We start from the raw sequence: 15560 nt of genomic DNA, 5'->3' as shown, positions 1-15560 counted from the left end.
GAGAAAATAGCCCTCGCGGCCAGGCATCGGTTAGCGGCAGGTTTAGCGCCGGCACTCAAAGTGAGGCCGGCAACCGGGTTTTATCAGCTCTTTTCCGGCAAAGCATAAGCGATGATGTAATCACCCAGCTTGGTGCCGAACGATCCATGGCCGCCGGCGGCTATGACCACGTACTGCCTGCCATTGACCGAATAGGTCATCGGCGTTGCCTGGCCGCCTGCCGGCAGGCGTGCCTGCCAGAGCTTGTCGCCATTGCTCATATTGAATGCACGCAGGTAATTATCGGCGGTGGCGGCGATAAAGAACACATTACCGGCGGTAGAAATCGGCGCACCCAGCATCGGCATACCCATTTTGAACGGCAGCGGCAGCGGTGAACTGTCGCGCACGGTGCCGATACGTTTTTTCCACACAATATCGTTGCTTTTAAGGTCAACGCCAGAAATATAACCCCATGCCGGCTGTTTACAAGGCAGGCCAAAGGGCGAAAGGAACGGGTTGAGGGTCACGCCGAACGGAATACCGTACTGCGGCTGAATACCCGATTCAGAACCAGAACCGCCTTTATCGCTGGCATCAGGCTCGATAGGATTGCCCGGACCGCGCGGAATCAGCCTCGAAACGAACGGCAGCGCAATCGGGTTGGCGATCGCCACCTGCCTGTCGGTATCGACTGAAATTCCGCCCCACTCAAACATCCCCAAATTCCCCGGGAACACCAGGGTGCCTTGCTCGGAAGGCGGCGTGAAGGTGCCTTCATAACGCAACTGATGGAACATGATCCGGCAAACCATTTGATCGTAAAGGGTGGCGCCCCACATGTCTTTGCCGGTCAGTTTGGCTTCAGGCCGGAAAGTCAGCGCTGAAAATGGCTGGGTCGGTGACACATGATCACCTTTGGCCGCGCCCTGAGGTACCGGTTTTTCCGGGGCAGGCACCACCAGCTTGCCGTCACGGCGATCGAGCACAAAAATGTTGCCGGTTTTGGTCGGCACATAAATGGCAGGCACCTGGTTGCCGCTATTGTCGGTGATATCAGCCAGTGTCGGCTGGGCCGGCACGTCCATGTCCCAGAGATCGTGATGTACCGTCTGATAGAACCAGGCCAGTTTACCGGTGGAAGCATGCAGTGCCAGCAGGCCGCTGGCGTAGCGTTCCATCTCAGGCGTTCGGTTGCCGCCCCAGATATCGGGCGTGGCGACGCCAATCGGCAGATAGACAATATCCAGCTTGTCATCATATGCCGCGGGGGCCCAGGAGTTGGGTGAGTTGGCGGTGAAGTGCTGGCCATCGGCAGGCAATGTATTCGGTTCGGCAGCGCCAGGATCGAACGCCCACAGCAGTTTACCGCTTTCCACATCAAAGCCACGGATAACGCCGGACGGTTCCCGGTTGGAATAATTATCAGTGACCGCGCCGGCAATAATGATTACCGATGAGGTAATCACGGGCGGTGAAGTCGGTTCATAATGCCCGGGAGTGGCATTAGGCATGTTGCTTTGCAGATTCAGTTCGCCATGGTTGCCGAATGCCGGGCAGCGAGCACCGGTTTCAGCATCCAGCGCGAACAGTCGGCCATCATTGACCGGCAGAATAATGCGGCGGGCGCAGAGCGCCGGGCCATTGCCCGCGGATTGTCCACTTTGGGCGCTGGCAGGCGCTTCATGATAGGAAACGCCACGACAGGTTACATGCTGGAAAGTCGGATTGGGTTTCAGCTCGGGATCGAACATCCATTTCTGCTTGCCGGTAGCCGCATCCAGGGCGAATAATTTCTGGTGAGGGGTGCAAAGATAAAGCATCTCACCAATTTTAATCGGCGTGACTTCATCGGTGATTTCACCCGGATCATTGGCCGTTTTCACGTCGCCGGTGCGAAAAGTCCAGGCCACATCCAATTGGCTGACGTTCTTATCGTTAATTTGGCTCAGTGGAGAATAGCGGGTGCCGCCCTGAGTCCGTCCGTAAGCCGGCCAGTCACCTTCAGCAATGCCGCTGTCTGACGTGGCAGGCGCTGCAGAGGATGCTGTGAGTGTGCCGTTGATCTCCTGTGGATCATTAAATATCGAATATCCCAGTACCAGCACGGTAAACAGCAGGGAAACCGCCAGGGCTCCCCGGGCCAGCGCCCCTTTGGCCACCAGTTGGCGGTACACCAGCGGCAACAGCAGCCATAGCCCCAGGAAGAAGGTCACGTCCAGACGCGGCGTCAGCGCCCAGAAGTCAGTACCCACTTCCCATACAGCCCACAGGGTGGTGCAGAACAGGAAAATCGCATATAGCAATAGTGCCGCTGCTCGGCGACGATATAACAGCCAGCCGGTGACCAGCAGTACCAGACCGGCCAGCAGATAATAGGGTGAATCGCCCCGTGCCGTCAGCCAGATACCGCCGGCCAACAGATAAATTCCGCTGATGGCGGAAAATAATGCGGTAATAATCACGACGATGCGAGCAAACGACGCTTTCGTTTCCATAATTTATAACCTTACAGAATTGCAGTAATTGTCTGTTGATAGATGAGCCAGTCCAAAAAAAGAGTCGGTTTCATCAGATGATGTTCATTGCCCGCACCGTTGAGTATTTTCAATTGATGACTCTCAGGTTTTTTCGGCGAGGCAGATATCCCAAAAGCAGCACTCTGGCCATCAGGCGGTTTGCTGATGGCCGGAATAGGTATTATTCAAAGCTATAAGATAGCGTAGCTCCACCACCCCAGTTCCTGCCAGGCGCCGGCTCGAAATAGCGGCTATTCCCTTCATTAACGATTACCGAACCGACATAGCGCCGATCAAACAGATTGTCGACGCGGGCAAAAACATCCAGCGCGACCTTATTCCAATTAAAACGGTAGCCGGTGTTCACGCTGGCGACGGTATAGGATGGCGCCCGCTCGGAATTTTTATCATTAACGCTGATGCCGCTCATATAGCGCACATCAGCACCTGCGTGCCAGCCGTCAACCGGTGCCCATTCAAGCAAAGCATAGCCCATATTGCGGGCGATACCCGGCAGGCGATTGCCGGACGGAATTTTTTCATCGGCGCTGCAGTCGACCGTAGCGCACATATCGTTGCGGTAGGTGGCATCCAGCCATGTCCAGGCCATACGCAAGCGCCAGTTTTCGTCCAGCGGCTGGTCCAGCGACAGCTCCATACCGCGGCGGCGGGTTTTACCGGCATTGGTATAACTGGAGCGGCCACCGACGCTATTGGCGACCACCAGTTCATTATCGGTTTCGGTCTCAAACAGGGCGGCGGTGACCAGGCCAGTGCCGGCCCGCCATTTACTGCCCAGTTCGACAGTATCGCTGGTAGAGGGTTTGAGCCCCAGATTCAGACCGGCGTTACCATCGGTACGATAAGACAGCTCGTTGATGGTCGGCGTTTCAAAGCCGCGACCGGCTGACAGATAGACGTTTACCGCAGGCGTAACCGCATAGTTAAGCGAGGCGACCGGCAGCAGTTTATGATAGCGGCGTGAACCGCTGTCATCCGGATTACGGTCTGTCCGATAATAATCTTCAGAATCGAAGCTGACGGTGCTATAGCGAGCGCCGGCATCCAGCGTCCAGCGCCGGGTCAGATTCCAGGTGGTTTGCAGATAGGGATCCAGATTCCACATGCGGTTTTTTTCATTCCGCCGCATAGCGCCTTTTTCCCCCAGCTTTGCTTCACTGTTGAAATTTTCATAACCGGTGCGGCGTTCGCCCAGGGTTTCATAATCCAGCCCGCCAATCAGGGTGAACGGTAGCTGGCCCCATTGATCCTGGTGTTTAACACGGGTATCAATCCCGTGGTATTTACGTTCCAGCACGATTACTCCGCCGGCATGCAGCGGATTGGACTGGGTGGCCACCGGAATAGCCTGGTATTGAGTAGTGTGACGCTCGCCGCCATAGGTGGTGAAGGTAAACTCATCTTTTTCGGTTAACTGGCGCTGATAACGCAGGCCGATCTGGGTCTGACTGATGGTCTTACGGGTATTAAACTGGTCCGCCCGCGCGGCCTGCCTTGGGTCGTCCCGCCATTGGGATTGGGTCAATCCACCGGGATCATTAGCGTCAATCGATACGCTATTGAACAACAGCGTCAGCGTACTGGCCTCATCTATCCTGACCCCCAGTTTGCCATTGCCCAGGTTTTTCTGCGTGCCGCTGTGATCCCGGTAGCCATCAGTGGTAAAGCGAGAGCCAGAAATCAGATAATTGACATCGCCCGCCTGAGTGCCATCGCCGGTGGCGCCGCTGGCTTTGACACTGTTGCGAAAGCTGCCGTAACTACCGAAGTAAGTGCCTGCTTCCACTAGTGCTGGCTGGCTGCCGGTCTCAGTTTCAACATTGACCACCCCACCTGAAGCATTACCGTATAAAGCAGAAAAAGGCCCGCGCAGCACCTCAACCCGTTTGACCGAATTAAGATCAATATTAGAGGTCTGGCCCTGCCCGTCAGGCATGGTTGCCGGAATGCCGTCTACATAGAGACGCACTCCGCGAACGCCATACATGGATCGACTGCCGAATCCGCGGACCGATAGCTGCAGGTCCTGAGCGTAGTTCTGTCTATTCTGCACCTGCAGGCCCGGCACACTGCCAAGGCTTTCGGAAAGGTTAACCTGAGGCTTGCCATTACGAAAGTCCTGGCCCTCGATAATGCTCAACGCTGCCGGCGTATCCAACTCAGACAGGCCAGTACCCTGACCGATAACCCACAGTGAATGCGCCAACGGCTTATTCATTACTCGGTTAGCCGCCTCTGGGCTGGCCGATGGAGCTGATGTGGATGAAGAGGCTGATGTGGATGTAGTGGATGTAGTGGATAAAGTGGATGATGTGGATGAAGTGGCTGATGTGGATGAAGTGGCTGATGCCGATTGCGCGTAACCGGCGGGTATCGCCGTCAAAAGCGTAATCCCTAATAAAAATACAGCGGCAGTTTTAACTTTCACGATGGCATTCTATTTTTTTAGCAAAACAATGATTTCCGTCTCATTTTTGCGCATTATTGCTAGACAGGAATTCATCATTATGATGGAGAACTGAAGGCCCTCACTGTACGTTTTTTCTTTCCATGAGTACATACATAACTTTACAAGTACACCTTTCCCCCTAAATCGCGCCTCCCCCCTGCAGCCGCGAAGAACGTAGCCAACAGGCCATGCAGTGCGGCGATGTTAGTCGAGCAGCGATGTTAACTGTGCAGCGATATTAGCTGTGCGGCGAGATTAGTCGAGCACCGATATTAGCTGTGCGGCGAGATTAGTCGAGCAGCGATATTAGCTGTGCGGCGATATTAGCTGTGCAGTAATGGAAACGCTGGTCAGCATTCTGGTCAGCCATCTTCGATCAGCAGGGTTCTCATCCCTGGGGCAGCAGTCGGGCGGGCCTTGGGATGTTTAGCCCGAAAGGGGGGCATTTTTTGCACCATAACAGTACATATAACGTCCAAAATGGTGCAATATTCGATTTTTCCCCGCTTGGCTGTCCAGTCGTCTAAACGCAATTATTTCCACTACCGCTCCACAGCATCCTTATTTCCCCACTTTTTCAGTTTCAATTATCTGAAAAACCGATACTTCTCATCACATGGGAAATCAATTCCCGTAAATTGGCACGACATCTGCTTTTACTCTTTCATCATTTGTTCATTTAACGCGACTCGAGAATCGTTTTTATGGTTAATGCGTCACCCCTCGCCATCGGCGCTGAAGATCCCATCTCTGCCCAGGAACGGGTATTGATGATTCTCAAGATAATCGCCCAGGCTGGCCACCCTGCCAGCGCCGCTGAGCTGATGAAACGCACCGGCCTGGCCAAAAGCACGCTCTATCGCCAGCTCACACTGCTTAAACGTTGGGGGTTTGTCATGGAAACCGGCAATCTCTATGCCCCGGGCCCGGTAAGTTTGCAACTGGCCATCAGTTTTAACCAAACAACGCTGCTGACCCAGTATGCCCAGCAAGATATGCAGTGGCTGGCGGAACAATCCCAGGAAACGGTAGCGATTACCGTGGCGATGAACCGCCAGGCTATCTGCATCAGCATGATTGAAGCCAGGCAGTCGCTGCGCTGCTCTTTTGAAAAGGGCCGCAGCATTCCTCTGCGTTCCGGTGCCACCGCCAAATGCCTGCTGGCCTATCTGCCTGAGAAGGAACGTCGCCATATCCTGCAGTTGGAGTTCCCACATCCTGAACAGCGAGCCGCCATTGGCGTGCAATTGCAAGATATCCGCCGCCAGGGCTTTGCCTGCAGCGACAGTGAAGTCGATGCCGGCGTATGGGGAGTCAGCTTTCCCCTGATGACATCTTCTCAAAAACTGCTTGGCGTGCTGAGCCTGATGGCGCCCTCGCAGCGCGTCATCGGCCGGCAAGCCACGCTGATTAATTTAACCGCCCAGGCGGCAGATCGTCTGCACCACCCATTAAAAGATCTTTAATCCATTGGCCCGCTGGGGAGCCATGCTTTCTTTAAGGAATACTGTATGTCAATCAACCGTCGTGCTTTGCTGAATACCTTGTTCGTTCTGGGGCTGTCTTGCTGTTCGGGCCTGGCGTTTTCACAGAGCGCAGAACCCATTAAAGCGGTAACCGATGCCACTTTTCCTCCGATGGAATTTATGGAAAACAATAAATTCACCGGCTTTGACATCGAATTGGTCGAGGCGATAGGTAAACAGCTCAATCGCCCAGTGCAGTGGACCAATGTTGATTTCAAGGGGCTGATTCCCAGCCTGACATCACAGCGCGCTGACATCGCGGTATCCGGAATTTACATCACCCCGGAGCGGGCGCAGGTGGTGAATTTTACCAAGCCTTACCTGACCGGTGGCCTGGTGGCGGTGGTTAAAGACAGTAATACCACCATCAACAATCACGCAGACCTCAACGGTAAAAGCGTCAGTGTGCAGGTTGGCACCAAGTCTGTAGGCTGGCTACACGCCAATATGCCCGGGGTGCGCCTGGTTGAAGTGGAGAAAAACCAGCAGATGTTCAACCTGGTAAGCATTGGCCGCGCCGATGCGGCGGTCACCGGCAAGCCGGCAGCCTTCCAGTACGCGCGGACTAAGGGCGGCGTGCGCATCCTGCCGGATCCGCTGACAGCTGAGGAATACGGTATTGCCGTGCGTAAAAATCAGCCCCAGTTGCGGGACGATATCAACGGCGCCATTGACCAGCTCAAGGCTAACGGCGAGTACCAGAAACTGACCGATAAATGGTTTCCAGCCACTGGCCAATAAAACTCCGGTCAGCAACACCGGCGGATGTCAGCCAGGGTGACGCTTGCCAATTATTGATACACAGCAGGACCATGTTATGAATCTGGACTTGAATTTTGCGCCGGTCTTTGCCAGTGGCGACGCCCTGCTGGCCGGCACGTTGGTCACCATAGAAATCACCCTGTGCGCCCTGCTGGTAGGGTGTTCCCTCGGCTTGCTGATTGGCATTGCCAGGCTGAATCCGCAGCGGCGGATGCTGTTTGCGTTAGCCAGTGCCTATGTCGCATTGATTCGCGGCACGCCCTTGCTGGTGCAGCTGTTTATCTGGTATTACGGCCTGCCGCGCTTCGGCGTGATGCTGCCCTCATTTTTCTGCGGCGTCATTGGCCTGGGACTTTACTCCAGCGCCTATATTTCGGAAATTGTCAGGGGGGCGATTGCGTCTATCGACCGCGGGCAGAACGAAGCCGCTCGTTCTTTGGGCATGTCGGGCCGACAGGCGATGTACAAAATCATCCTGCCCCAAGCGCTGGTGCGCATGATCCCACCGCTAGGAAATGAGTTTATCGCCCTGATCAAAAACTCCGCTCTGGTGTCGCTAATCACTATTCAGGACGTCATGCAGGCCGGAACCTCGATTATCAGCAACTCCTACCGCGACCTGGAAACCTATCTGGTGGTGGCCGGCGTGTACTTTATCCTGACCGGCATTTCTGTCCTGGCGCTGCGCTATTTTGAAAAACGCCATCATATGAAAGGGGTGCAGTAATGACTGAATATCAACCCGGCCAAAACCCACCGGTAATAACTATCCGTAATCTGGGCAAAAGTTTTGGCGCCCATACGGTACTCAAAGGCATTGATTTCGATGTTTTCCCGGGTCAGGTGGTGGTGATCATTGGTCCCAGCGGTTCAGGGAAAAGTACCTTCCTGCGCTGCTGCAACGGCCTGGAACACCCTGAGCAGGGCGACGTTACTCTGTGCGGACGGCCGCTTATCAGTGGCGGCAAGATGCTGGCCGAGCCCGCCCTCAATGCGCTGCGCAAAGAAGTCGGCATGGTGTTTCAATCGTTCAATCTGTTCCCCCACCTGTCAGTGCTGGAAAATATCTGCGTAGCGCCGGTGATGCTGCGTAAGATGAGTAAAACCGCCGTCAGAGAACAGGCCATGCAATTACTTGAAAAAGTGGGGTTGTCCACTAAAGCGCAGGCCATGCCGGGCAGCCTGTCCGGTGGCCAAAAACAACGGGTGGCGATTGCCCGGGCGCTGGCAATGTCACCGACAGTGATGCTATTCGACGAACCAACCTCAGCGCTGGACCCGGAACTGGTCGGCGAAGTGCTGCAGGTGATGAAACTGCTGGCCCAAGAAGGCATGACCATGATCGTCGTCACCCACGAGATGGGGTTCGCCCGGGAAGTTGCCGACCTGGTGGTTGTCATGGATGGCGGCGGCATCATCGAGTCAGGCACGCCGGACCATATCTTCGGCAGTCCGGAAAATGAACGAACCCAGCGCTTTTTGCAGTCGGTGTTATCCCAGCGCTGAAATGCGGCCGATGCCGGCCTGGGTGACACAAGCCGGGCTTTTCACACCACAGGTAGTGTAAGGATCACGATGATAGCGAATCAACTTTATGCCCGGCATGCCCTGCTCAATGATGGCTGGCAGCGCAATGTTCTGGTCCAGTGGGATGGCCAGGGGGTAATAAGCCAGGTAACGGCCGAAACCGATCGCCCTGAAGGAACGGAGCAGACCGACTGGCTGCTGCCGGGCATGACCAATCTGCATTCACACGCCTTTCAGCGGGCGTTCAGTGGACTGACCGAATATCGGCAGCAACAGCAGGACAGTTTCTGGAGCTGGCGCAGCCTGATGTATGCCTTTGCGGCAAAAATTTCTCCCGAGCAGTTAGAAAGCGTGGCCAGTTGGCTTTATCGTGAAATGCTGGCGGCAGGCTATACCTCGGTGTGCGAATTCCACTATGTGCATAACCAGCCGGACGGCAGCGCCTATGCGGATCCGGCGACCCTTTCCCAGAGCCTGCTCAATGCGGCCAGCAACACCGGCATAGGCCTGACCCTGCTGCCGGTGTGCTATCAGGACAGCGGCTTTGGCGGCCAGCCGCCGGAGGCGAAGCAGCGTCGTTTTATTAAAAAAACCGATAGCTTTCTGTCGCTATGGCAACAATTGCAGGCCCAGACCGCGAATAACGCCAGATTACGCATGGGCGTTGCCCCCCACTCGCTGCGGGCGGTGTCGGAGCAGGCGCTGAACGCGGTGCTTGACGGCGTCAGCCAGATGGACCGCCGCGCCCCCATTCATATCCATGTGGCTGAGCAGGTTAAAGAAGTCGAAGATTGTCTGGCATGGAGCGGCCTGCGCCCGGTGGAATGGCTGATGGAGCATCAACCGGTCGATGATCGCTGGTGCCTGATTCATGCCACCCATATGACCGGGCAGGAGTACCGGCGGGCAGCCGCCAGTGGTGCGGTGGCGGGCCTGTGTCCAGCCACCGAAGCCAATCTGGGCGATGGCCTGTTCGATTTCCCTCAATGGCAACAGGCTGGGGGGAAATGGGGCATCGGGTCCGATAGCCATATCGCCGTCAATGCTGCCGAAGAGCTGCTGATGCTGGAGTACTCCCAGCGCCTGCAGTTTCGCAGCCGCAACGTCTGTACTGACGGCCAGCATGAAGATGTGGCCACCAGCTTGTACCTGGGCGCACTGCAGGGCGGCGCCCAGGCCAGCGGGCGAGCTGTGGCCGGTATCCAGCTGGGGCAAAGCGCCGACATGGTTGAACTGGATGCCAATCATCCCGCCTTGGCGCTGCTGCCCGAGGCCAATATCCTCGCCGGCCACCTCTTCGCCAGCTCCCGCGGTTCGGCGATAAAGCGCGTCTGGTCCGGCGGCCAGTTACGTTTTGATCTACAGCAGACCCAGCCGTCAGCGTCACTTGAGGCATTCGCCGCCGTGCGCCAGCAATTGCTGCAACAACTTTGAACAGGATTTAACATGCACACTCCAGCACCCTTTATTTTCCATCAGGGCACCGCACCGCTGTTTATTACCATGCCGCATACCGGCACCTGGGTGCCGGACGATATAAAACAACGATTTACCCCGGAAGCCCAGGGCGTGCCCGACACCGACTGGCATATCGAAAAACTGTATGCTTTCGCCAAAGCACTGGGCGCATCCTGGCTAGAGGCCACCTGTTCACGTTATGTGGTTGATCTTAATCGCCCGCCGAACGGTGCCAGCCTCTATCCCGGCCAGGCGACCACCGGTCTGTGCCCGGATAGCCGATTCGACGGCGGACCGGTCTATCTGCCGGGTGGCGCTCCGGATACGCTGGAAATCGAACAACGCCGCAGCCGCTACTGGCAGCCCTGGCATGACCAACTCCATGCCGAACTGCAGCGCATGCGGGCTGCGTTCCCCCGCGTGGTGCTGTGGGACTGTCACTCCATCCGTTCGGTATTGCCGCAGTTTTTCGACGGCGTGCTGCCCACCTTCAATATCGGCACCAACAAAGGACAGAGTTGCGCTCCGGCGCTGCAGCAGCGAGTGGCGGATATCGCCCATCAGGCCGCCGCATTCACCATGGTGGAAAACGGTCGCTACACCGGCGGCTATATTACCCGGCATTATTCTCGCCCGGCCGAGGAAATCCATACCCTGCAGATGGAGCTGACCCAGTGCAGCTATATGGATGAAGCGCCGCCCTGGGACTGGCGGCCGGAAAAGGCGCAGCCGCTGCAGGCTGAACTAGAGTCTATGCTGCTATCGGTGCTGGAGTTTGCCCGACTGGTGCGCTGATTAACTCAGCAGTGTAGTCACCGAATTTAGTTAACGGCAGGGAACCCGAAGCCAATCGCTATGCGGGTTTCCATCTGTCCCGCTGTCCCGCTCTCCCGCTGTCCACATCATTATTCCGTTGATTCCTCAGTTAACCAGCACGCATCCCTCACGGCTATATTTAACGCCTTTGTGATAAGTTTGCCATATTAGACAAGTTTGATAAGTTTAAGTAGGCTAAAATTTGTCCTGTTCACCAGGCAACCCGGCCCAGCCCGCCTTGGCCAACCTTCACCCCCTTATCAAGCAGGAGAGTGTGATGAACCTTGCCACTGCCACCCACCTAAGATCTGACGCCCCTCAACGGCCATCGGTCGCAATTTCCCTGACAGGGATCAGCAAACAGTTTTACGATCAAGACGATCAGGTAGTCGATGTGATCAAAGATATTACTCTTGATATTTACCACCAGGAATTCATCAGTATCGTCGGCCCGAGCGGCTGCGGCAAAACAACCATGTTCAATATTATCGCTGGACTGATTCCGCCCAGTAGCGGCGAGATGCTGCTGTTTGACGGGGTGTACTCGATGCCGAAAAAAGGCCAAGTCGGCTATATGCTGCAAAAAGATCTGCTATTTCCCTGGAGGACCATCCTGGATAACGTCTGCCTGGGGCTGGAAATTCGGGAAATGCCGAAGAAACAGCGCCATGATCTGGCACGTGAGTACCTTGATCGCTATGGCTTGGGCGATTTTTGCAATGCCTATCCGAGCACGCTTTCAGGTGGCATGCGCCAGCGTGCGGCGCTTATTCGCACACTGGTTATCGACCCAGACATTATTCTGTTGGATGAACCCTTCTCGGCGCTGGATTATCAGACCCGTCTGATCCTGGAAGAGGAGATCCTGTCAATTTTGCGGGATGCCGGAAAAACGGTCGTGCTGATAACTCACGATATCGGTGAAGCTATCGCCATGTCGGATCGGATTGCAGTGATGTCACAGCGCCCGACCTGGAATAAAAAGATCTATGACGTTGGGCTGGCCAAGCAGCACGGATCAGCAATGGGAGCTCGAAAAGATCCGCAGTATCAGCCATTTTTTGATGCTATCTGGGCCGACATGGATATTCAGTTGGGAGGCCGGCCATGACGACTCCTGTCACCGTTGAGGGTCGCAAACCGACCACCGGGCACCGCCGTCGGCTTAACAGACTGTTGTTCGACAACGGTATCCGTCTGCTTATCCTGTTTTTGCTAATAGCATTATGGCAATTCGGCGTCAATGGCGGCTGGATCAATGCCTTTCTAATGGGTTCGCCGGCAGGCATCGGTAAAGAATTCATGCGCCTGGCGAGTAATGGCGAATTGCTGACCCATACCGGCGTAACAGTGTATGCCACGGTCATCGGTTTCATTACCGGCAGCCTGCTTGGCTCATTAGCCGGGTTACTGCTGTGGTACTCGCCGAATCTGGCACGCATTCTTGACCCCTTCTTTATAGCACTTAATGGCCTGCCCAAAATTGCCCTGGCGCCCATCATCATTATCTGGTTTGGCTCCGGGCTGTTCTCCAAGGTCGCTCTGGCGTTTATTGCTACCTTTATTGTGGCGCTGCTGTCTGCCTGGCAGGGAACCCATCAGCTTGATGGCAGTCAGGTTAATCTGATGCGTTCGCTGGGCGCGAATAAAAGCCAGATCTTTCGCAAGGTAGTGATCCCCGCCACCCTGCCGTGGATTATCGCCGCTTTCCGCCTCAACATCGGTTTTGCGCTGATCGCTGACATCGGCGGAGAGTTCATTTCATCCGACTATGGCCTGGGCAAAATGATTTTTGTCGCAGGCAATCTGTTTAATCTTAACGCGGTCTGGGTGGGCGTACTGATGCTGCTGCTGGTGGCCATCGTCCTTTACTGGGTCATCAGCCAGCTTCAGAAATGGCTGCTGCCCTGGGAGCCGCAGCGTTAACTGGCCCTATGGCCTCTCAACTATTTCTACCGTCAGCACTTACTTGAAAGGAACTGATCAATGAATAAAATAATGTCCCTGTTGTGCGCCGCTCTATTGACCCTGACCAGTGCCAGTAGCGGTGCCGCCGATAATAAAAATGATCCCGTACTGGTAACTGAAGCTTTTCATACTCTGCTTTACCTGCCAGTTTACGTCGCCAGGGATCAGGGTATTTTTGCCAAACATCGTATCGATATCACCTCTGTACGCTCGGCCGGATCCGGCCCTACCGCCCTTTCCGCCGTGTTGGCTGGGGAAGCGCAGTTTTCAGTGCATGGACCCGAGCATGTAGGTTTTGCCCAGGAAAAAGGCGGCAAGGTCAAGGCGGTCAGCGCAGTAGCCAACAGCGCCCCGGTGTGGATACTGGCCAGACCGGGCGTTGAGTTTAGTGATCCTGCCGCGCTCAAAGGCAAGCGGATTGCTGTCGGACTCGCTCCCGGTACTTCCCATACTCTGCTGCTCAGGTTGCTGAAGCAAAATCATCTCGATGCCAAAACAGACGTCACAATCCAGCAGGTTCAGAATGGATCTGAACTTGGGCCAGTGCTGGCAGGTCAGGCGGACCTGGCGGTTGCCTATGAGCCCCAGGTGGATCAGGGTGTAGGTCAAGGACTCAAAGTGGTTTACGATTTTACCCGTGACTATCCTGAATATGCATTCTCGACCATAAATACCTCTGAAAAACTGATTCAGGATAATCCGGATCTGGTACGGCGTTTTGTGAATGCCATCGATGAATCTCTGGCGTTGATCCGCCAGGATCCGGCTACCGCCAAACAGGTTGCCCATAAAGAGTTTGCTTCGCTAGATCCCGCCCTGATCGATGCCGCCGTCAGCCGCATGATAGACAGCCAGGTCTATCCCGCCAGCACCCGTATCAGCCCGGCGGCGTTTACCACTGCCATAGACATACAGAAATTTGTCGGCAACATCACCACTGAAATGCCCTATGAGCAAATTGTCAGTCCGCATTTTGCCGCCCAACATTAATGGAGTCTGGCCCATGACACTGATATCTGATACATCACCATTTGCTTCTATCGCCGCCACCCGCCGCCAGCTTCAGCAAGGCTTGGTATCACCCAGCGAATTGCTGGACCATTTTTTCGACCGTATCGCTAAACGGGATCCCCAGGTAAAAGCCTGGGTCTGGCTGAACGGCGATCAAGCCCGTTCGCGCGCTCGAGAGTTGGATCAGGAGATGGGCGCCATTGCCTGCAAGTCGGCGCTATTTGGTATTCCCTACGGCGCAAAAGACATTTTCCATACCCGTGGCATACCTACCGAAGCGGGATCTCGAGTACTTGAGGGGTTCATACCCGAGGATGATGCCAGCGTCATTGAGCGGCTGGAAATGCTGGGAGCACAGTTACTAGGTAAAACCTCAACCACTGAGTTTGCTAATCTGGGCACGCCGCCCGCCACGTCTAATGCTTGGAATTCACAGCATACTCCGGGTGGCTCCAGCAGCGGATCCGCTGCGGCAATGGGCGCGCGCATGGCTCTGATGACGCTGGGTACCCAGACAGCCGGTTCCCTCTCTCGTCCTGGAGCCTTTAACGGCGTGACCGTGCTTAAGGCCAGCTATGGCCGCATCAGCAAGGCAGGCGTTATTCCCGTCAGTTGGACGCTTGACCATGTGGGTGCCTTTACCCAGAGCGTAGAGGACGCGGTCCTGGTGTATAACTGCCTGGCCGGGCCTGATAAGCGTGATCCCGCCACCCAGAAACTGCCCTTTTCTCCATTGGCATTGCAAGAATATAGTCATCTGCGGGTGGGTATTGTCGACCATCCCTACTTCCATAACGCCGATGACAGCATCCTGAGCGCCTGCAGCCAGGCCATGCAGTTGCTGGCCCGGACCGGCGTCAGTCTCCACTCTGTCGGTATGCCTGAAAGCTTTATCGCTGCCAATGATGCCCACCTCAAAGTTATGCAGGCCGAATGCGCCAGCTATCATCATCATAGCTTCAGGCAAAACCCTGAGCGCTTTGGCCAATACCTGCAGGGGTTTTTGCGCGAAGGTTTGACCCTGTCAGCTCATGACTATCTGCAAGCGCAGCAGAACCGAATGCGCTACCAGGACCAGCTTGATCACATGTTTGAACAGGTCGATATTTTAATGACGCCGGCGAGCCAGACATTAGCGCCTCACGGGTTGGCTGCCACCGGCTCGCCGGCATTTAACATGCCGTTCACCAACGCCGGCGTACCCACCCTGCAGGTACCGGTAGGGTTATCACCTAGCGGACTACCCATCGGTATTCAGTGGGTCGCCCGCACCGGTAATGAACAGGCGCTGGTGGATCTAGGCATGCGATTCCAGCAGTTAACCGACTGGCATACGCTGCTGCCTCCAATCTGTCGCGACTGACCGGGGTACCGTTCCGTTACGGCACAGTTCAAACCCAGTAACGGGTAGGTGTCTCGTTCCGTGGCAGCGGAGCGAGACAGCCTGCCCGCATCTTCGTATAATTGAAGAAATCGCTGCGAGTCACCGACAATCGTTGACTATGCTCCAGAAAAACCAGGATG

The 15560-nt window shown here is 55.5% G+C and carries 12 protein-coding genes; 10 read left to right on the top strand and 2 right to left on the bottom strand.

The window, feature by feature from the left end; genetic code table 11:
• Nucleotides 1–83 precede the first annotated feature (83 nt).
• Nucleotides 84–2477: a glucose/quinate/shikimate family membrane-bound PQQ-dependent dehydrogenase gene (locus EDC52_RS10620; protein WP_131865304.1), complete on the bottom strand. Its 2394-nt coding sequence runs from the start codon at nucleotides 2475–2477 to the stop codon at nucleotides 84–86.
• 202 nt (nucleotides 2478–2679) lie between these two features.
• Nucleotides 2680–4893 (bottom strand): TonB-dependent receptor PqqU, encoded by a 2214-nt coding sequence (gene pqqU / locus EDC52_RS10615; RefSeq protein ID WP_407924211.1) that lies wholly within the window; start codon nucleotides 4891–4893, stop codon nucleotides 2680–2682.
• Between the two features lie 779 nt (nucleotides 4894–5672).
• Here pqqU and EDC52_RS10610 point away from each other — a divergent pair.
• The 10 genes from EDC52_RS10610 to EDC52_RS10565 all read left to right on the top strand — a co-directional run bounded on the left by EDC52_RS10610 (nucleotide 5673) and on the right by EDC52_RS10565 (nucleotide 15399).
• Nucleotides 5673–6434, top strand: coding sequence for an IclR family transcriptional regulator (locus tag EDC52_RS10610; protein WP_131865302.1), 762 nt, complete (start codon nucleotides 5673–5675; stop codon nucleotides 6432–6434).
• 45 nt (nucleotides 6435–6479) lie between these two features.
• Nucleotides 6480–7235, top strand: coding sequence for a transporter substrate-binding domain-containing protein (locus EDC52_RS10605; RefSeq protein ID WP_131865301.1), 756 nt, complete (start codon nucleotides 6480–6482; stop codon nucleotides 7233–7235).
• Between the two features lie 76 nt (nucleotides 7236–7311).
• Nucleotides 7312–7983 carry an amino acid ABC transporter permease gene (locus tag EDC52_RS10600; protein WP_230468014.1) on the top strand — a complete coding sequence of 224 codons (672 nt, stop codon included), beginning with the start codon at nucleotides 7312–7314 and terminating at the stop codon, nucleotides 7981–7983.
• Complete coding sequence (locus tag EDC52_RS10595) at nucleotides 7983–8762, top strand: amino acid ABC transporter ATP-binding protein (protein WP_131865300.1); 780 nt, start codon at nucleotides 7983–7985, stop codon at nucleotides 8760–8762. The genes EDC52_RS10600 and EDC52_RS10595 overlap by 1 nt, the downstream gene beginning before the upstream one ends.
• A 69-nt stretch (nucleotides 8763–8831) precedes the next feature.
• Nucleotides 8832–10217 carry a formimidoylglutamate deiminase gene (locus tag EDC52_RS10590; protein ID WP_131865299.1) on the top strand — a complete coding sequence of 462 codons (1386 nt, stop codon included), beginning with the start codon at nucleotides 8832–8834 and terminating at the stop codon, nucleotides 10215–10217.
• Between the two features lie 12 nt (nucleotides 10218–10229).
• Nucleotides 10230–11036 (top strand): N-formylglutamate deformylase, encoded by an 807-nt coding sequence (hutG, locus tag EDC52_RS10585; RefSeq protein ID WP_131865298.1) that lies wholly within the window; start codon nucleotides 10230–10232, stop codon nucleotides 11034–11036.
• 298 nt (nucleotides 11037–11334) lie between these two features.
• Complete coding sequence (locus EDC52_RS10580) at nucleotides 11335–12168, top strand: ABC transporter ATP-binding protein (RefSeq protein WP_131865297.1); 834 nt, start codon at nucleotides 11335–11337, stop codon at nucleotides 12166–12168.
• Nucleotides 12165–12983 carry an ABC transporter permease gene (locus EDC52_RS10575; protein ID WP_131865296.1) on the top strand — a complete coding sequence of 273 codons (819 nt, stop codon included), beginning with the start codon at nucleotides 12165–12167 and terminating at the stop codon, nucleotides 12981–12983. The genes EDC52_RS10580 and EDC52_RS10575 overlap by 4 nt, the downstream gene beginning before the upstream one ends.
• 60 nt (nucleotides 12984–13043) lie before the next feature.
• Nucleotides 13044–14015, top strand: coding sequence for an ABC transporter substrate-binding protein (locus EDC52_RS10570; protein ID WP_131865295.1), 972 nt, complete (start codon nucleotides 13044–13046; stop codon nucleotides 14013–14015).
• A 13-nt stretch (nucleotides 14016–14028) separates the two neighbouring features.
• Nucleotides 14029–15399: an amidase gene (locus EDC52_RS10565; RefSeq protein ID WP_131865294.1), complete on the top strand. Its 1371-nt coding sequence runs from the start codon at nucleotides 14029–14031 to the stop codon at nucleotides 15397–15399.
• The last annotated feature ends 161 nt before the right edge of the window (nucleotides 15400–15560 follow it).

This window comes from Biostraticola tofi (assembly GCF_004343195.1).
Classification (GTDB): Bacteria; Pseudomonadota; Gammaproteobacteria; order Enterobacterales; family Enterobacteriaceae; genus Biostraticola; species Biostraticola tofi.
Note: the sequence above shows the minus strand (reverse complement) of the source record. Positions and strands in the feature narration are given on the sequence as shown.